Annotated in this window: 13 protein-coding genes; 3 read left to right on the top strand and 10 right to left on the bottom strand. The window is 56.4% G+C overall.

What is annotated here, in order from left to right:
• Positions 1–143 precede the first annotated feature (143 nt).
• Entirely contained in the window at positions 144–1,712 is a 1,569-nt protein-coding gene (locus RMR13_RS13675) for a VWA domain-containing protein (protein WP_310601185.1), read from the bottom strand.
• Between the two features lie 10 nt (positions 1,713–1,722).
• Entirely contained in the window at positions 1,723–2,205 is a 483-nt protein-coding gene (locus RMR13_RS13670; protein WP_310601184.1) for a GyrI-like domain-containing protein, read from the bottom strand.
• 650 nt (positions 2,206–2,855) lie between these two features.
• Here RMR13_RS13670 and RMR13_RS13665 point away from each other — a divergent pair.
• Both RMR13_RS13665 and RMR13_RS13660 read left to right on the top strand, forming a co-directional pair.
• Positions 2,856–3,677: a glycoside hydrolase family 16 protein gene (locus tag RMR13_RS13665; RefSeq protein WP_310601183.1), complete on the top strand. Its 822-nt coding sequence runs from the start codon at positions 2,856–2,858 to the stop codon at positions 3,675–3,677.
• 87 nt (positions 3,678–3,764) lie between these two features.
• A complete protein-coding gene (locus RMR13_RS13660; RefSeq protein ID WP_310601182.1) occupies positions 3,765–4,334 on the top strand; it encodes a DUF2148 domain-containing protein in 570 nt (189 codons plus the stop codon).
• A 158-nt stretch (positions 4,335–4,492) separates the two neighbouring features.
• On the opposite strand, the gene RMR13_RS13655 is transcribed toward RMR13_RS13660, so the two are convergent.
• Positions 4,493–4,726, bottom strand: coding sequence for a hypothetical protein (locus RMR13_RS13655; protein WP_310601181.1), 234 nt, complete (start codon positions 4,724–4,726; stop codon positions 4,493–4,495).
• Positions 4,727–5,273: 547 nt separating this feature from the next.
• On the opposite strand from RMR13_RS13655, the gene RMR13_RS13650 reads away from it, so the two are divergent.
• On the top strand, positions 5,274–7,874 hold the full coding sequence (locus tag RMR13_RS13650; protein WP_310601180.1) for an AAA family ATPase: 2,601 nt from the start codon (positions 5,274–5,276) through the stop codon (positions 7,872–7,874).
• A gap of 18 nt (positions 7,875–7,892) precedes the next feature.
• On the opposite strand, the gene RMR13_RS13645 is transcribed toward RMR13_RS13650, so the two are convergent.
• The 7 genes from RMR13_RS13645 to RMR13_RS13615 form a co-directional block, all read right to left on the bottom strand.
• Complete coding sequence (locus RMR13_RS13645) at positions 7,893–9,254, bottom strand: TIR domain-containing protein (RefSeq protein ID WP_310601179.1); 1,362 nt, start codon at positions 9,252–9,254, stop codon at positions 7,893–7,895.
• A gap of 47 nt (positions 9,255–9,301) precedes the next feature.
• Positions 9,302–9,955, bottom strand: a complete 654-nt coding sequence (locus tag RMR13_RS13640) for a hypothetical protein (protein WP_310601178.1) — start codon at positions 9,953–9,955, stop codon at positions 9,302–9,304.
• A 213-nt stretch (positions 9,956–10,168) separates the two neighbouring features.
• Positions 10,169–11,575: a hypothetical protein gene (locus RMR13_RS13635; protein WP_310601177.1), complete on the bottom strand. Its 1,407-nt coding sequence runs from the start codon at positions 11,573–11,575 to the stop codon at positions 10,169–10,171.
• 140 nt (positions 11,576–11,715) lie between these two features.
• The gene (locus tag RMR13_RS13630; RefSeq protein WP_310601176.1) at positions 11,716–13,707 is read right to left on the bottom strand and encodes an NAD-binding protein; all 1,992 of its coding nucleotides are present in this window, start codon (positions 13,705–13,707) and stop codon (positions 11,716–11,718) included.
• 57 nt (positions 13,708–13,764) lie between these two features.
• The gene (locus tag RMR13_RS13625) at positions 13,765–16,395 is read right to left on the bottom strand and encodes a RyR domain-containing protein (RefSeq protein WP_310601175.1); all 2,631 of its coding nucleotides are present in this window, start codon (positions 16,393–16,395) and stop codon (positions 13,765–13,767) included.
• 8 nt (positions 16,396–16,403) lie between these two features.
• Positions 16,404–16,871, bottom strand: a complete 468-nt coding sequence (locus tag RMR13_RS13620) for an NUDIX domain-containing protein (protein ID WP_310601174.1) — start codon at positions 16,869–16,871, stop codon at positions 16,404–16,406.
• On the bottom strand, positions 16,868–18,451 hold the full coding sequence (locus RMR13_RS13615) for a tetratricopeptide repeat protein (protein ID WP_310601173.1): 1,584 nt from the start codon (positions 18,449–18,451) through the stop codon (positions 16,868–16,870). The genes RMR13_RS13620 and RMR13_RS13615 overlap by 4 nt, the downstream gene beginning before the upstream one ends.
• Between the last annotated feature and the right edge of the window lie 8 nt (positions 18,452–18,459).

Below are 18,459 nucleotides of genomic sequence, written 5' to 3'. Positions count from 1 at the left end.
CTGAAAACCTGCTGCTTCGGCTGCATCGAAAATCACCAGAAATTGAAGAGGAAAAGTGCTATATCCTGCAATTTATAGTGATATATTTTTCATATTTTATCTATGTATTTCAGCTTGTTGAAAGCTTTTTCATGGTCGACTGGCTACAATCCCAATTGCTTCAAGACGCTGGGGCCGGCCACGCCGTCTTCGGCAAGGCCATTGGCCTTTTGACTGGCCTTGACCGCCGTTTCCACGGCTTCGCTGAAGACGCCATCTTGGGGGCCCGTGTACAGCCCTTTTGCTTTCAAGGCCTTTTGCAAGGCCTCCACCCGGTAACCGCTGTCCCCCTTGCGCAGCATGATGCCCTCCTTCTTGCCTTGGGCGGACATATAGACCGAGCTTTTGCTGCTCTTGCTCATTTCCTTCTGCATGGACACATTGCCGGCGGCGCGCTCAAGCTGTTTTTCGTCCACCGCCAACTGCTCCATCTTGCTGGCTATCGCTTTGTTGCCCGGGGCCACCGGGGCGAGTTTTTTCTGGTTTTCCTCGAGGATCTTTTTCGCACCCTTGGCATCGCCGGACTTGAGTTTTTCGATGGCGGCCACATGCGCCTCCGAGGCATCCATCAGCAAGGACTCCTCCTCCACCTGGCGTATTGCCGGGGCGGCCTTAGCATTGACATCGGCTACGGCCTTGGCGTCTTCCAGCACATCGATCGTCAACGGGGTCTCCTGACTCTGGTTCCGGCCGTCCTCGGTTTTGTAGTTGAACTTCAAAACGCCCAATTTCTGCTGGGCCTCGCCTTTGACCGGGGTAAATTCCATTTCCAGCAGCACTTGGCGCTTTTCTCCGGAGCTGAGGTTGCTCATGTCGATATTGAGCGCGCCATCGCGCTGTTCCTGCGTATAGCCGCGGGCCTTGAACTGTTTCGTCCCGGCGGCCGGAACCAAGGCGACCGTCAAATCCTTGCTGTACATGGCTGCGGCCAGATGCGCCTCCTGGCGAAAGACCGCCGGCAGGTTTTCGACATCGTTGACGTAATAATATTGGCCGCCTCCCTGCTGGGCCACCGCCTGCATCAGATCTTCGTCGTAATCCGCTCCCAGGCCGATGGTGGAGATATTCACCCCCTGCTTGCGCGCTTTGGCCGCCAACTGCCCCACCTGCACGGCCCCTGTCACCCCTTGGTTCGCCAACCCGTCGGACAGGAGAATGACCCGGCTTACCCCCTCGAACCGGCGTTCCTTCAACTGCCCCACGCCCGCTTCCAAGCCGCCGGATAGAAAGGTGCTCCCATCGGGCGTGATGGTATCCAGCAGTTTATACAACTTTTCCTTGTCCGGAACCTTGCCCAGCGGATACAGGGTCGTCACCTTGTCGTCGTAGATGATCAGTCCCAGTTCGTCCTGGGGCTCCAGGGCGCGCACCAATACCTTGCCCGCCTGGATGGCGTATTCCATCTTTTTGGCCGAGAACATGGACCCGGAATGATCGATGACCAGGCTGATGGCCAAAGGTTGGCGCTTGACTTGAGGCGGGATTTCCGGCGCGGCGATTTCGACCAACACCTTGATCGCAACCGGAGCGCCGGGGGCGACGGCCGCCACACTGGAACGGCTTTCCACCGTCAGTTCCGCTGCCCGTGCCCGATCCACAACAGCACTGCACACCAGCAGACACCAAACGCACAACCAGGCGGTTATGGTTTGAAACACTTCCTTTTGCCGCATACTTTCCTCCTTATTGTTTGTTGACTGGAACATAGAGTGCGAAAGAGCCGTCCGTTATATACGCCTCGTCGTACCGTTCGAAGCAGGGCGCGGCATAATTGACCGCGTAGCCGGCGCGCGCAGCGTCCCACCCTTGGTAGAGGAAGGTATAGATCTCGCCGATTTTTGCGAGGGAATCCACTCGGCAGCGGGCGTACACCCCTTTCGGCAGGCGCACGGCCTGCATGCCGGCCGGCAGGTTGTTCGGATCGCCGGGCAAAGCGGCCCAGTAGGTGAAAGCCCCGTGCTCTTGCATGTCCGTGCTGATTCCGTAGGATTCTCCGTGGACCTCTTCCGGCGCTTTTCCGCTCACCTCGTGCATGCGCGGCATGAACGCCTGCCACAAGGCCGGACAACCTTGGGCCGCCTGCGCGAAATGGGTATCGATTTTCAAGCCGACCGCCACCACCTCGGGCAAGGCGACGATATCGACCGCAAATTTTTCCTGTGCCATGCGTTTCTCCGCTGTTATTGATTGGTATCGGTTGGAATATCTACGTATTGCATATCCCTGTGAGTACGGAACCTTGCCGCCCAACCTACCGCAAAAAAGATTTTTTGGCCGCAACAGTCAGCCGATCCGGCCCGGTTGGAGCGGCTCATTGCCACCGGCCAGGCCATTGCCGCGCGATTCCGGTCGGCCGCTGACCGCGGCCAAAGCCCCGGCGGCGGGGATGCGGCGGCCGTTTAATATTTTTTGATCTGATGACCATCGAGCCTCAGCCAAGCTCGTTTGTCGGCGATCGGCGGTGTTCTTGACGCTCCGGAAAGCCGGTCGATCAAACGAAATCTCGCACTGCGTTCGAGATGACCCTGTGGCCAGCGTTATCTTTGTCCCAAACATCCTTTGTTGGTCGTTTCGACGAATGCAGTGAGAAAAAATTTCAAGTAATTTCAGTAAAATACCCTCCAGGAAGAAATCGGCTGCATTTGAGTGGGAATCGGTTTTTTTGATGCCAAGTGGGAGCCGGTTGGGTATACCTACCACAATTGCCCGGTTTTGAACGGACGAGATCCGCGAAAACGCGGCGCGCGGCGGCTAGGATTTTGCCGGCCGCGCCGGAAGCGTGTCCACGATTTTTTGACTCCTTAAGGTGCATTGCCATGAAAGCAACGAATTCGACCGCCCCTGTTCCCTTCACCTCGACCGATTTGCCGGCCGACCGGCTCCGCCTGGTCTGGAGCGACGAGTTCGAGGGGCCCGCCGGCACTCCGCCCGATCCCGCCAAATGGGAATGCGAACAGGGCGGTGGCGGCTGGGGCAACGGCGAGCTGGAGTTCTACACCGACAGCCCCGAGAATGCGGCCCAGGACGGCCAGGGCTGCCTGGTCATCACCGCCAAGGCCGTGCCGGAGGCCGAACAGCACCAGCGCACCTGCTGGTATGGCCCGGCCCGCTTCACCTCGGCCCGGCTGCTGACGCGCGGACGCTTCGCCTTCACCTACGGGCTGGTGGAGGCGCGAATCAAGCTCCCCTACGGTCAGGGGCTCTGGCCGGCCTTCTGGATGCTGGGCGAAAACTTCGGCGAGGTGGGGTGGCCCGCCTGCGGCGAAATCGATATCATGGAAAACATCGGCAGGGAACCGAGCACCGTGCATGGCACCGTGCACGGGCCCGGATATTGCGGCGGCGAGGGGATCGGCGCAGGACTGGCCTTGGCGGACGGAGCCATGGTGCGTGACGATTTCCACGTTTTTGCGGTGGATTGGCAGCCGGACCGCATCCGGTGGTACATGGACAACCGGATGTTCTTCCAGCTGGACAGGGAACAGATTCCCCAAGGCGCGCCCTGGGCGTTCGACCATCCCTTTTTCCTGTTGATGAACGTGGCCGTGGGCGGGTACTGGCCGGGCAATCCCGACGAAACCACAGTTTTTCCGCAGACCATGACGATTGACTTCGTCCGGGTCTATCAGGCCGGGTGATGCGGGCGGGCGCCTGGCTTTGGTTGCCGGCGGTTATCGCCCCAGCGGCATCGAGCATTATTGAACAATGACGTCAAGGAGTACGGCATGAACATCTTTTATGAGCAGGATCTGCGCGAGGAATCGATTTTTGCGGTGGCCAGGGAAATGATGACCGCGGCGCGAACCGCCCCGAAGGCCAAGGGCGTGGACAATCTGGTCGTCGTCCTGTTGAAGAAGGACGGTATCGCCGCGGTGTCCGACACCCTCAAGACCATGGCACGGCGGGACAAGTTGCCCGATTTCTTCCTGCGGGACGCGGTCAACATCCTTTCGGCCCAGGCATTGGTCCTGTTCGGCACCAAAATCATGTCCATGGGGCTGCACCCCTGCGGCATGTGCGGCTTTGCCGATTGCACGGAGAAGAACAAGCACCCGAAGCATCCCTGCGTGATCAACACCGGCGACCTCGGGATCGCCATGGGATCCGCCGCCAGCGTGGCCATGGACCACCGGATCGACAACCGCATCATGTATACCGTGGGACAGGCGGTGCTGGAGATGGGGATTCTCGGCGAGGAGGTCAAGATCGTGTACGGCATGCCGTTGAGCGCAAGCGGCAAGAACCCGTTCATGGACAGGGACAAGGACGCCCTGGTCAAGCTCGCCGGGCTGTGACGGCCCCGGCCGGTGGCGGAGCACACGCCCGCTGTCGGCATCCTTCAAAACGAAGCCGGAGCCAAGCCGCCCTGCTCGCGGCCTGATCCGGCTTCGTTTTTTCCTCTTTTTTCTTCTTTTTTTCTCTTACCGGGCGCCGGGTCCGCGCGTTGCGGGCCTCAGCCGCGCCCGCGGATCTGGGCAACGAAATCGGCCAGATTGGCCTGGACTTTCCCGGTTTGCTGCACCAGGGCGGCGATCTTCTCGCTGACCAGCCGGGCCGCCTGGCCGGTGGCATCGGTGGCGGTAACGACATCGTTCAGGCTGCGGGAAACGCCCGAGGTTTCCATGGCGACCGACTGGGTGCTCTTGGTGATCTCGTCGCTGGCGTTTTGCTGCTGCGAATAATGCACCTTACTCAGATTGCTTGAGCAATTTCACTGTTTGCCGCGTGAAGGGGCCACTGTCGAATTCAAATCGAGCTGGAATTTTGCTGACGACACCGGGGAATATCTTGCAACCATGGCCAATACTGCCGTACTCGAACGGTATAACCAGATCTGGCTGATTTGGAGCATTGACGATGCAACCCATACTGTCTAAGGAATAACCTTTAGTCCCTTCACCACGGCGGCGTCAGTGACCAGTTGGGAGAAATTGCCGCCGATGCGATTTTTGACGACCTAGATTCGGCGGCTGTCGATTTTTCCCAGAACAAATTTCTTGAATACTTTGTTTGCTAAACAAGCAGCAAAGCGAATAAACAGAATGAAGCCGTATTTTGAACCAAACCTGGATTGCCGGATGGTTGCCGTAGAAGCGATCTGCGATCTGTTTCACGGTCAGGAGATGTGCTGGCCGGAATTTACTGACGGATTGCGGAACGAAGACAAACGCCTTGGATGCGAAAACACAATGAATGCCCCAGATGAATGCTGAAGGGCACAAGGAGCGCAGATTGTGAATTCTTTCACCTATACCCTGCTGCAATGCTTCATCGATGGAGAGCGGATCACGGCCGTCACCACGCAAAGCAATGAGGTCAAACTGCCATCTGGCCAGTCCAGTCCAATCGATGCGGTGCTGGCCGGCAAGCAACAGGCGATGCGGCAAGGTAGGCAGACTCAAGCTGTCTCCCTTGATCGGGTGCTGGCGCTGTACGGGCAAGTGGAGCCTATGCTCGATCCCCATGGGTTTGCCGTAGCGGCAGGTTCAACTCCTGCACTGGTGCGCTCCACCATGGGCCGCTATTTCCCCGATTTGCCTCCTGAGGAGAAGGAAACCACTAAGGCCGAGGCGACCGTCCCCGAGATTCCGAGCCTGTTCCGCTATCGCTTGTCAGACACCGAACCCGGATCCGAACAACTCAATCATGCCACCCTGCTTACCAAGGACCACCTTGCCGAGAGTTACGAACTCATCGAGATCATGGTCGATCCGGTCAACCCGGCCGGTTCGGTACTCCAGTACCTAGCCGAGACGAGTGACGGCCGCCTTCAGCCTATTGCCCTCTTTCCCGGTTCGGTCATCTGGCTCCCCGCTGCGTCGTCGATGGCAGCAGGGCAAAATACTCGCCGCCGCAGTTTTGTTTCGGACCCCCTGGCTACGGTGCTTTCCGCTCTGCTCGACACGGCCCTTGTGCGCCAAGGTTATCTCGCGGAAGAACCCAAAGTATCATCCTCCCGTGCCCTCGACTGGCTGGCTAAATTACTTAAAAACAGAGCAATAGTCGCCATAGAAACGGATATCCCCTTCGCTGACCACACCCTGGCTTCTGCTCTCCGGCATCGCCTCTCCCTGCCGATTCACATGGCTCAACCCACCGCCCCGCCGGACATGGCTCTCGCCTTCACTCCCCCGCAGCAAACTTCCTGCGTGGTGCTGCCCATGAATGCCTATGGACAGATCTTTGATCTGGAGCGGACCGTGCATGAATTGATCAGCGGCAATCATGCGGTATTGATCGGTTGTGGCAGTTTGCAGGGTTTACCGGAACCGCTACGCCGGATCGTGGAAACCACCATCACCCTGCCGCGCCTCGATGCGGAGATCTTCGCCCGCCTGTTCTTTGCCCTTTACGGCGTTGAACCGACGGTCGCGATTGGTTTCGGTGGCAACGTTACCTGGATTCCCTATATCCAACCCTGGGATCTTGCCCGAATAACACGCATCCAGCCGAACCCCAATCGGGCTGCGGTTCTCCTGCGCCATCGCATCGAGGATCGGCTCCGGCGAGTGACCCCGCACCATGGCCCTTCGCTTAGGGATCTTCATGGCCTGGGCGAGGCCCGGGTACGGGCGGAAATGCTGATCACCGATATTCGCGCCGCTACCGCCGGGCAGATTCCCTGGTCCCAAGTGGATCGCGGCATGCTCCTGGCCGGCCCGCCCGGGACCGGCAAGACCGCCCTTGCTCGCGCCATTGCCAAGGATTGCGGCGTTCGTTTTGTCGAATGCTCGGCTGCCCGCTGGCAGATGGCCGGTTATCTCAACGAGCACCTGGCGGCCATGGCTCGCGATTTTGCCGAGGCCCGGCGCTTCGAGCCTTCCATCCTTTTCATCGACGAGATTGATTCCATCGGCAGCCGCGAACAATTCAGCGGTAGCAACGCCTCCTACAACACTCAGGTGGTCAATGCCTTGCTCGCCGAACTGCAAGGCTTCAGCGGCCGAGGCAAGGTGATCGTCATTGCCGCCACCAATGACGTGGAGAACGTCGACCCGGCACTCAGGAGGGCCGGCCGCCTGGACCGGGTGGTCAGGGTATCGCTGCCCACCATCGACGCTCTGGAGAAAATCATCGCCTTCTATCTGGACAAACACCAGGCCACGCTCGGACCGGAATCGGATATCGTGCTCCGCCCTCTGGCCGAGGCTGCCTTCGGCCGTACCGGGGCGGATATAAGCATGATGGTGCGCGGGGCCCTGCGACGGGCGCGACTTGCCCTCCGCTCCCTCTGCCAGGACGATCTCCTGGCGGAACTCTATGACCGTCCTTTAGATAGGGAGCTCGACCGCCCCCTTGCTGGCGAGGGCATCCGGCGGGTAGCCCTGCACGAGGCCGGCCATGCCCTGGTGCGCCTCAAAACCGGCTCCACCTTCGGCCGGATCAGCTTTGTCTCCATTGTGCCGCGCCCGGACGGCAGCCTGGGCTTTGTCGCTCTCAAACCCAATGTCGATGCGGCCACTCTCAACCGGAAGGATTTCCTCAGCCATTTACAGGTAACCCTGGCTGGCCGGGCGGCGGAAGAGGTCTTCTATGGACCTGAAGGCGTGGGTTCCGGAGCCGGTGGCAGTGAAAACAGCGATCTGGCCAAAGCCACCAACATGGCCTTTGAAATGGTCTGCCGCTTGGGGCTGGGTGCCAGCCCCAGGTTGCTCTGGCGGCAAGACCCCACTGCCGAAGACTGGAGCGAGGCGGACAAGCTCCTCGCCGAGGCCTACGAACAAGCCCGACGGCTCATCCGCACTCACCGCTATCTGGTGGAGCGCATCGCAACCATGCTCATCGAAAAGCAGGAAATTTCGGGAGAGGAGTTGCAGAAAATGGTGGAAGGGTAGGTGTGACAAGTCGGAGAGTTATTCCTCCAAGGTGGCCATCACCTGGAGGATTTTCGAGCTGGCTGAGTGAATCAGCGTATCCAATATCCTTGCCGCTTCATCGTTTCTTCCAGTTTTGTCCTCCCGGAAAGGGATTTGCTTGACGACCCGTGACCCGGCCGGGTTGTACACTTCACCGACAAACGTTATGGAAAAGGTGTATTCTCCATAGCTGTCAGGCCCTCTTCTTTCGATGCGGGGTTCTTCCTGCCAACGGAACACATATTGGGCTGCGGAGGGCGTTGCGGCCCGCTGATTGGACTTGGCCAAGCCGAAATGGATATCGTTAACCAATCGATTCACGAACAAGTCATTGGCCGAAGGGAGAGGGATATACACCGTTGCGACTGGTTTGGCAGCCGCAGCAGTATTGATCCTTTTCGAGAGGTTATTGAGTTCAGGCTTTCTACTCTGGGGTGCGGACGACAATTGGGACTTTCCGTCACTACCGAATGCCCCTTCCTTGGCTGGAACAGTAGGTGGGGACGGACCGGACTGGGAAGGCAAAGGTGAGAACGCGATTTCTTGGCCTTCTAAGCTCTCGGCAGCTTGAGGTACGGTCACCGATTTTTGCGCTGGTTGTGGTTTCAGCGCAGGTTCGGTTTGGTTGGAGTCTTGCTTACTCTCTTCACGTTTTTGTGGTGATTGGTTTTGAGTTATCCGCTGTTCCGTGGTTGCTCTGTGAGAACGAGCGGCTTCTTGTGTCAAGGGCGTTTGTGTTTGGGTGGGATGCATCTCTTTCAGAGAAGATTCTGGCTGTAATGACAATCCTTGTTTCGGAGTGCGAAAAAAATACGAACCAGCAAAGGTAAAAAGCGCAAGGGTAAAAACGGCCGCCATGCCGATCATTATCGATCGAGTTGTGTTTTTTTGCGGGAATGATGTGCTTTTTCGAGGTGCTACTGGAGAGGAAAACGCAGAAGGATTCTCTTGCGCAGGTTTTAGATAAGAGAGGAGCTTGCTCAATCCCTCTGGAGTAAAAGGAAGAATTTCGTACTGACGAAGACTCATGGGTAGATCGCTATGAGTTAATTGGCCAACTAATATAGTGATTAGATTGCCATTTTTTCTCCCGGACCTTTTTTCGTTGATAAAGCTGCCCCATTCTGCCTCTACCCATTCTCCCTCCACATTTGCCCGTGAACTTGTCACGACCACCATGTGTTTTGTGTGTTCTATCGCTTTGTCAATAACCTTTCGATAGTCAGAACTCCCGAGTTGCGGCAAAGATTGATCGCTGAAAAAAACATTTAAATTATGACGCTGCAAAAAAGTATAAACTTTGCCAGCAATGGAGAAATCATTACTGCTTGAACTTATGAATACATCGTAATTATTCATATTAACTTGTTATTACAATGTAATGTTTACGTTTTTTTGGGCGAGGATTACCGTGTAGATGTTTGTACTTGCAGATCTGAAAATGAAAATGCCCGTATATCAGTTGAGTTATCTAAATTGATGATGCCCATGTTGGCACTTAATGTAACGGTCTTTGGTCGGTGTGTCCTGATTAGTTCATGGCTTTTGTCGGTGTAGGACACGGTATTTCCTGGTAATAGCTGCGCTTCAAAGGTTTGTTTGGGAGATATTGTAACAAATTTATTTTTTTCATCAAAGAAAGCCTTGGAGAAAGAATTGGCATCTTGATCAGACAAGGCTATACCACCGGATTTTATTCGATCATTGTAAAACCATGAATACCCCAGGTCGTCGGTAACTTCTATGGATTTTTTGAAAAGAATTATTCTTACATCAGCTGATGAGATATTTTTGATTGTAAATTGAATTGTTGGCTTGAAAGAAGTGGATGCATATTCTGTTATTAATAATAAATTTGCTCGCTTTGGCGTAATCTCCAGAGGGCCAACCTGTATGGTTGCTGGCGATTGGCTGGATGTTTCTATCGCAGATGCTTCGTGTAATGACAATGCGTAGAGAAAAAAAGAGGCACTTGGTGCTGTTCTTGTCGGTATCACAACAGCGCTACTCACGGCAAGCAAGGAAAGTACAATCAAGGATAATTTTATGGTGGTTTTCATGCCATTTCTCCAATTTTTATTGACCAGATCGGACTATTCAGCGTATTTTTCATGAGATGATATGCGTTACGCTGGGTTATATCCATAATGAATTGATTATTCAAGGTGTTTTCCGGTGTTCTTTTTTAGGTTGAGTAATTGTCCTACTGGACATTATTCTCCATCCAATGGCAAAAAACGCGAATGGATCACTGTGCAGCGGGTCGCTTATCCTCAGTTCGCCACCATCACCGGTAGCTCTTCCAAAAGCACTTCCTCATTGACGAGTTGCATTTGGCCGAGGAATAATTGCTCTTTTTCGTTGGTCTCGGGATCGAGCACTTCCATCGATTGGGGGGCAATTTTGACTTCGGTGCGGAAGAGGGAGTCATGGAAAATGACCGTGGCCTTGAGGGTGTGCAGGCCCTGCTCGTCGATGCCGATATAGCTGACCGGCATGAGCAGTCCATTCACCGTCTGTTTGTCTTTTTCCGTGGCGGTAGGCTGCCAGGCAACATCTTCGGGCCGTTCGACGGTGTTGAACCGGCCTAGCTGTCCCTGCACCAGGAAAAAAAAGAAGCGGACATAGGAAGGCATGCTCTCCGGAGTCAGGAGGAGGGGGCCCTTGCTATTGAAGTCGTAGATGGGGCCGTTGGTCTTGTTCATGGGCACGAGTTGGCCTGCAATTTCCCGCCGGGAGAGAAAGAAGCGTACGTTGGGCAAGGGCATGGCGGGATCGGTTAGGGCGCAGAGGCAGAAATCGGGATAAAAAGTGAGATCCGCCACCGCTAGATGAAAGCCATCCTCCGAAATAGCCCGAGGCCGGATCTCCTCCGGCATGGCAGCCACCACCTGGGCGGCGAATTCTGCCGATTTTTCATGGAAATCAAAGCCGGCCGTCGGAGAAAAAGGCTTATAGAAGGCAAAGACGGAAGGATCATCATCAAGCTCTTCATCATCAACCTCTTCATCTTCGGCCGTTTTTTCCAGACACATGTCGGTTTCCACCTCAAGCTCCTCCATCAATAATTCGTGATTGACCAGGCGGATTTCACCGGCCAGCATGGAATCTTCTTCTTCATTTCCTTCCCGGGTGAGCGGACACGGAGCAACGAGGATGTCCGTGCTGTACAGCCCGTCGCGAAAGAGGATGGTGGCATTGAGCAGGCAGAGATCGTCCGCATGATGTTCCAACAGGGTCAGAGGCTGGAGCTTTGCAGTTGCCTCGACAATGATTTTCTGATCAGCCTCGGGCAACCAGGGGAGATCCTCCGCTGATTCCGCGAGAATGAATGGTCCCGCCGCACTGGTCGTGCAAGAGAAGAAAAAGCGCAGGTACGGCAGGAGCGTTTCAGGAGTGAGCCGGAGCGGGGCCAATTCGTTGACCCGGTAGATGGCCTCATTGCCGCCGTCGAGGAGAAAGGCACCGTTGGGCCCGCAGAGCAACTCGTAGACCTCGCCGGTCGGCAAGCGAAGATCGGTGATGGCATAAAGGCTGTAGCCCTCGTAAAAGGGCAACTCCGCCACTTCTACCAGAACCTGATGCAAATCAACAGTGGCCGGGAGGATAGCCTCGGCGATGGCAGGTTGCTGGTCGGCGATTGTTTGGGGGTCGATGACGCGAAAATTCAACTGGTGCATGCAAGGGCCTCGTTAACGGTTGAGAATTTGGCGGTAATTTGGAGAGCACTCACGTAAAGCTCGACCAGTTCAAGGTGTCACCGGGCGATTGGTCATGTTGCTTTGCCTGCGCTCCTTGATGGGGACAGATGCTGTTTGAGTCAGGGATGCACAGGTGATATTTCCCGTATTGAGGCTGTATCCGGGACTTGCGATTTTGCCGAATCATCCCGCACAATCACCCGCCTGATCTTTTCATAAGTGAGCATATCAGGCAGTTTGATGACCGTGTTGCGGTCGTAATCCTTGATGGGTTCATCAATCTCTTTCCAAGCCTTCAGATGAGGACTGACCTTCTTAATCGGGTCGCGGTGCTCACCCGGGGTCCAGCCGGCGAGGAAACGCTCGGCATTCCAGCGGGCGTGTTCCATCTCTGCCAAAAGTTCGATTTCTTCGAATGTAAAGGTCGCCGCAGCCTGCCCGGTAACAGGTTCCGCCAGTTTGCAGCCCACGGCCCGCAGTTTGACCTCCAAATGCTCTGCCTGTTGGCGGTTGGAATCTTTCAAATCCTCGCTGAGCTGGTCCCAGGGCTTCATGCTGACATCATTTGCCGGGTCGTCCCCTTTTTCGATCTTCAACCGGAAATAGCTCGCGTGCATCTGGCGGGCCATCTCGTCAATCTCGTCATTGACGACCAAATCAGCGGAACAACTGCTGGCGATGCAGCCAAAGGCATGGATCGGCAGAATCTGATCATTCAGGCCGGGAATTTCGGATTGATCGGCGGCCAGTAGGCACACCATCTTGGTTTCGGCAGTGACGCGAACCAGAATCTGGCAATGGCTATCCCTGAACAGATGAAGCAGGTTCAGGGCGCAGATGTAGGCGGCGGATTCGTTTTCCAGGCAGACGATGGCCTGGGTGACTGAATCGGGGCCGCCTTTTTCGCCGAGAAAACTGCCATTGAGGAAGCCTTTGTCGTCGGTATCGAGGCTGACGAAATCGAGATCGCAAATTTCTTTGAACATCGGGTAGGTGTGCAAGAAGAACGCGCGCTTTTTCTCGGCGAATTTGTCGACCACGGTGAAACGCACTCGTTGGCCGTGGGCGTAATGGCCTGCCTTGGCAATCTGCAGGGCCACGCTTCGCCCCATCTGGCCAAAGCCGATGAGCAGTATATGGACGGTTTTCTGTTTGCGTTGCAATGCCGCTACCTCGGGCGGATAAACCCGAAAGAGTTGACGGGCGGCATTTTCGTAAATGTTGAAACAGTTGATTATCACCTGCTCGTCAACCCTGCCGATCACCTGGCTGTCGACCTTGCTCAACACCCGATGCCGGGCAAGCAGGTCGCGCAGTTCGGTATTGATGAGGTGGACAAAACAAGATCGGGTGGATTTGGCTCCCTCCGTAGAGAATAAAGCGCGAAGCCCGGGAGTTTGGGCCAGGTTGTTCAGCCATTCCAGCCAGCGAGGTGTATTCTGCGGATCAGCGGTCATCAGGTGGTGCGCCAGCAGGGCAATGTCGAGATTGACCCAGTCGTCGCCACAGACGGCAAACAGCCTGCGGGCATGCCGGAGCCTGGCTTTTTTAAGGAGATATGCATCGGTTGCATTGCCGGTAAAAACAATGGCTCCTTTTTCAGTCAGGTGGCGCGTTTTTTCGTTTTTCTCGTCCACATCGATAATCACCACCTGTTTTCTCTGCTTGAGGAGGTCAAGTGCCAGTTGTTTCCCTTTCTCGCCTAATCCGCAGATGACGATATGATTGCTCCAAAACAGAAGTCGCAGGCGTTGCAGTTTTTCATGGAAAAAGAGCATCAGGGCCTTGATGGCCGCGGTGAGGGTAATGATGGTGGCCAGGGCGCGGGCAAGCTCCAGCAGCCAGGGTTTGGGGCCGACAGGCACCACCGACCCCAAGCGGAACAATTGAAAAGACATATAGGCCAAATCCCCTCCGGTGCAGGCGATTTTGGGCTGGGCGAACGACTCGTAGTACTGGCGGAAGCCAAGTATGCCGAGAGCATAGACGAGGATTGCGGCAACGCCGATCAGCAACCAGCCGTGGTCGGCCCAATAGCTGCGTATCCGTTCGCGGAGAGAGAGGGAGCGTTCTTCGTTGAGGTTTTTATGAACAGGGGTTGGTTGGTGCATGGCGGCTCCTGAGAAGGCTATTGCAAGGAAAATTTCAGACTCTCTCTTTGGATGCGCTCAATCAGGGACAACAATCTCATAACCGGCCTGCCGCAACAGTTCGGGGATCTTGGCGACGGCGTCCCGGTCTTTCTGTTTTTCCGATTCCGGCAGACGATGCCAGGGGACGAGCTGCGGCCGGGTTTTCTTTTCATTGTCCCGTTGTTCGCCGTGGTTCCAGCCGTCGACAAGGCGTTCCACCACCCAGCGGCCGTGTTCCATCTCGGCCAATTGTTCGATCAGTTCAGGAGAAAAAGAAAAGAGTTTTTCCCGTCCTGGTTCGGCCTTGCGCACGGCGAGATTGGCCCGCCGCAATTTGGCGCCGATATCATCGGCCTGGCCGCGATTGGATTCCTTGAAACTCCAGGCCAGATCTTTCCAGGGAGCGAGCTCGTCGGATTTATTGTTCAATTGTTCCCGGCGATAATGCTCATGGATGGCCTCAGCCAGGGATTCCCTCGTGATGTCGTTGAATTTTTCCGACGGCATGGCCTGACGGACAAAGGCAGTCAGGGTTTCTTGATCTGCGGGCAAAACCAGCAGGCGGGTATGGCCAGAGGTGGCCCCGCCTCCGGCCAAGGGCAGGAATTGTCGCCAATCCGGATCGTCGGCTATCTCCTGGCTGGCGCCTCCGCTGTTTCGAAGCACTCCTACTTTGGCTCCCAACAGCAGGGCCAGCCGGTATTCGAAGGCGGCAATCTCGCCGCCGCGCACGCCCAGCAGGTTGACCGAGGCCGGGTCGATCTTGTGGATCAGCAGATCGCTCCAAAGCATCAACGGGTCGAGCGGGCTGAAGGTACCGGCGGCGGTCGGCACGCAGGCATATTCACGCATGCAGGATTTTCCCTGTGGCTGGTAGGCTATTTTTTTGAGCTGTCCCTTGCTCTCCAACCGGCCGACAATTCCTGAAACTCCGGCCTCGGTGCCACCGCAGCAGAGGATGCCGCCATATTCGTCGAAGGCCTCGCGGATCATCGGTTCATATTGGGCAACGGTGGTTTGCGATTCCTGGGAGCAGGAGCCGGCCACGAGGAAAATCGGGTCGTGGGATTTGGTCAAGGGCGATGACGGCATCCTGTGGGCCGGTGTCAGGGTGGTGAAACCGTCCAGTTCCGGGAAGCCGACGGCAAGCGATTCGGGTTTTTCCATCTTGAACCGGCCCACCAGCATCACCCGGAGAAAGGAACGAATCCAGATGAGGCCTTCCACCAGGTGCGCGTTTCGACCTTGTACCACCTCCTGGATTTCGGTGAGTGAGCCGAGAATCGCACTGACCCTGCCCGGCGAGGCAGTAAAGAGCACCCCTTTGGCATAGGCCTGTAAACTTTCGTGATTGCGCCCCAACAGCAGTTGGAAAAAACCGATGTCATACCAGGCATGGGGCAGATGCATGCCTGCCCGGATTCGGCGAAGCGAGATCTCGATGGCCTGCTCGAGGTTGGAGCGGATCAGGGCGATGAAATCCAGGGTGGCATCTTGCCCGGCAAGAATGCGGCACTCGATATACCCTCTCAACGCTCTGGGGTACTGGGGCGCGGCAATAAAGGCACGTTCATACCAGGGGAGAGCCTTGCGGAACTGATCATTGTCGATGAATGTTCGGCCCAACTCGCACAGGGTGTCAGGATCGCCGGGCGCGCGTTGATCCGCCTGCTCGAGATACGCTCTGCCCGTCTTTTTTTTGCCCAGTTTCCATTGCACCATGCCCAACTCCCGGAGGATGGAGGCGTCGGCATTGGCGGCAAAAGGCAGGAGGATCTGCTCAACCCGCTTTCGGAGCCGGCTGTCACCCAGGCAATCCGCCAGCCGGGCGATTTTCAGGGCGGCTTGGGTGTTGTCCGGGTCGTGGCGGAGAACCGTTTCGTTGATGGCGATAGCCTCGCGGATTTGCTCCGGGCTAAGGTAGGCGCCATAAAACGATTGGTATTCCCGGGTCTCCTCCACCAATTGGACCAGGGCGGTATCGACCTTTTCGAGCTGGGCGGCAATCAGGGCGGACTGCCGTTCGAGCCGGCGGGGTTTGTTCTTTATTTCGGTTTTGTAGAGATTGTCATGTGCCGCCTCTGCCCAGGCATGCTGGAGCAGAGTGCGGACCTGAATTTCAGCTTTGTATATCGGGCCGGCGGACAAACCGGTTTTCGCGGCTTCCGCCGGAGATCTGACGGAAAAGAGTGCCTCGGGAACAGTGCCGTCGGGGCCGGCATAAGCCTGTTGATGCGCTTTCGCCAGCGCCACCACGGCATGGAATGAGAGATAGCCAAACTGGGATTGGCCGAGCTGGTCGATTTTGTCTTCCTTTTCCAGCACCTGGAAATGCTCCTCAATGAAACGGACGACCGGGGGCACCATGTCCCTGGTGAGGACGATGACCCGCACGCCGCAGAGGTCGGTGAGTTGCCAGGCGGGCTGGTTGTATTTCTCCCACTTGCGCAAACATTTCTCGGCAAAGCTGTCTACCTCCTTCACTCGCCCCTCGATGATGGCCGGGTTCGGCTGGATGCGGATCCCTTCCTTGAGGGTGGTGGTGAGGATGTTTTGCAATTGTCGGAACAGTTTTTGGTTGTCTTTGAACAGTTGGATCTGTTCGTCGATCCGTTGCTGTTTTTCGGCGAGTCGCTGCTCGAAGTCCGTCTTGTTTTCGGTGGACATGGGTTTCCTCATACAAGGTTGGATGAATTGAGGCCAGAGGGCTGAGCGTGTTCGGCAAAATACCGGCGGATGGCCTCGTCGTGGCCAAAGACGACGGCATAAGCGGCCAACTCCGCCGGCCCGGCCCAGGCCTGGGCCGAAGACTCCTCGTTGAGCTGAATTGTGCCGGAAACGCGGCAAAGGAAATACAGGTTGAGAAAGTGCGGCCCGTCCGTCCGGTCCGGCGGGCTGTCCTGGGAATACAAATAGGCGGCCCGCTCCAGCCGGACCGAGAGTTCCTCGGCCAACTCCACGGCCAGGGCCTCTTCCGCGCTCTGGCCGCAATCGACCTTGCCGCCGGGCAAGCACCAGGCGCCGTCGCCAAAGGCCGTATTGGCCCGTCGGAGCAAGAGCACCCGGCCCTGGGTATCGCTGATGATCGCCCGCACAGCAGGGATGGGATGAAGTGCGCAGTAGTCGGAAGAAGGGCGGCTCACAGCTCCCACTGCTGTGGTCGCTCAAGTGTTGTGGTGGCCTCGTGGCGTAACTGGCCGGCCACTTCTCCCTCACCTGACGACTCCCGGATGTCGGCATGCAGCCGCAGGCACTCGGCCAGAAATTTGCGCTGGAACCAGGCCTTTCCCGCAAGTGGTTGCAGCAGGGTTTGCGCTTCCTCGGCGTAGGGGCAAGCCGCGGTACTTTGCCCGGATTCGAGGAGCGCCCGCGCCTTGAGCATGAGACTGCGGGCCAAAAAGGAGTTGGCATTGTCCTGGTTGGATGTTGCCACCCATTTTCGGCAACACGATAGAGCGATCTCGACGGCTGCTTCGCTCTCCGGAAGATGAGCCTCAAACAGAGCCTGGGCCAATCTGTATTGAAAACTGTCTGCCCAGAAGCCGGCTTCCGGCTGCCCCGCCGCCTCGGCATGGCGAGCCTGCTCCAAACCCTGCCGAAACCAGGCAATGGCCTCTTCGAACCGTTGCTGCTCCAGGGCAAGCTGTCCTTGCAGTTGACAGAGCTTCAACAGGTGCAGGTTGACATGACCCACCTGTTCAGGTGGTTCTTTGGGAAGTTCGCCATATTCCCGAACCCGATTGGAGGCATCTGCCAGTTCCTTGCTTGCGATGAGCACATCACACAGTCGGCTGGTAGCCATGTCGAGCAACCCGGATATTTCGTCCTCTTTTTGTTCAAGGGAGGGCAAGTCACGCAAAAGCGCCAACAGTGCAAGCAAATGTTGCCTGGCCGCCGGATAGAGTCCCAAGATCTCCTCGACATCGGCCACTGCATACAGAGTGTTCATGTAATCCAGAGAAGGCCGGGCATGATTTGTTTCCGTCAGAACCTTGTCGATCTGCAAAGATTCCCGGTAGCACAGGAGGGCTTGAGGGAACAAGCCGAGTTCGTGCAACGACTTTCCTTGCCAGCCCAACGCTTCAGCCAGGTCACTTTCCCGGGCCTCTTCACGGTGTTCCGCCAACAGTTGGCGCAGGAGGGCGACTCGCTCCTTGTGGCATACCTCGACTTCCACCACTTTCCCTTGCCCGTACAGCACACTGGCAAGCCATGTCAGAGCAATTTCCACTTGCGTGCGCAAATCGGTCCGGCCTTCCTTGTCCACGAGGCAGCGGATCTGTTCGAGGTAAGCCCGCTGACTTGCCTCGGCTTCGGCCAACTGGCCGAGTTGTTGCTGTAGTTGGCCTTGATTGTGTTCCGCATAGGCCAGCTCAAGGCGAAGGTCGTTCCGGTCGTTTTGTTCGATATGATGCCTTTGGATGGCAATATATTTTGCCCGGAAAGCTAATGACTCTTCGATATTGTCCAGATTCTGCTCCACCATGGCCAGGTTGGAGTAGCTCGTGGCCAGGGTCGGGTGGTCAGGTTCATAAATTTTTTCGTTAATCGCTATGGCTTTCAGCATCAGGGCACGGGCCTCGTTCAGGTTGCCCAAATCCTGCTCCACCGTGGCCAGGTTGGAGTAGCTTATGGCCAGGGTCGGATGGTCGGGTTTATAAGCTTTTTCGTTAATCGCCACCGCTTTGATCAGCAGAGAACGGGCTTCGTTCAGGTTGCCCAAATTTTTCT

This window comes from Desulfobulbus sp. (assembly GCF_031547805.1).
In the GTDB taxonomy this organism is placed as follows: domain Bacteria; phylum Desulfobacterota; class Desulfobulbia; order Desulfobulbales; family Desulfobulbaceae; genus Desulfobulbus.
This window is presented reverse-complemented; position numbering and strand designations above follow the sequence as displayed.

Bases quoted from the DNA above. Each gene is read 5' to 3' on its own strand.
- RMR13_RS13675 (WP_310601185.1), bottom strand. From the start codon at position 1,712: ATGCGGCAAAAGGAAGTGTTTCAAACCATAACCGCCTGGTTGTGCGTT.
- RMR13_RS13670 (WP_310601184.1), bottom strand. From the start codon at position 2,205: ATGGCACAGGAAAAATTTGCGGTCGATATCGTCGCCTTGCCCGAGGTG.
- RMR13_RS13665 (WP_310601183.1), top strand. From the start codon at position 2,856: ATGAAAGCAACGAATTCGACCGCCCCTGTTCCCTTCACCTCGACCGAT.
- RMR13_RS13660 (WP_310601182.1), top strand. From the start codon at position 3,765: ATGAACATCTTTTATGAGCAGGATCTGCGCGAGGAATCGATTTTTGCG.
- RMR13_RS13645 (WP_310601179.1), bottom strand. From the start codon at position 9,254: ATGAATAATTACGATGTATTCATAAGTTCAAGCAGTAATGATTTCTCC.
- RMR13_RS13640 (WP_310601178.1), bottom strand. From the start codon at position 9,955: ATGAAAACCACCATAAAATTATCCTTGATTGTACTTTCCTTGCTTGCC.
- RMR13_RS13635 (WP_310601177.1), bottom strand. From the start codon at position 11,575: ATGCACCAGTTGAATTTTCGCGTCATCGACCCCCAAACAATCGCCGAC.
- RMR13_RS13630 (WP_310601176.1), bottom strand. From the start codon at position 13,707: ATGCACCAACCAACCCCTGTTCATAAAAACCTCAACGAAGAACGCTCC.
- RMR13_RS13625 (WP_310601175.1), bottom strand. From the start codon at position 16,395: ATGTCCACCGAAAACAAGACGGACTTCGAGCAGCGACTCGCCGAAAAA.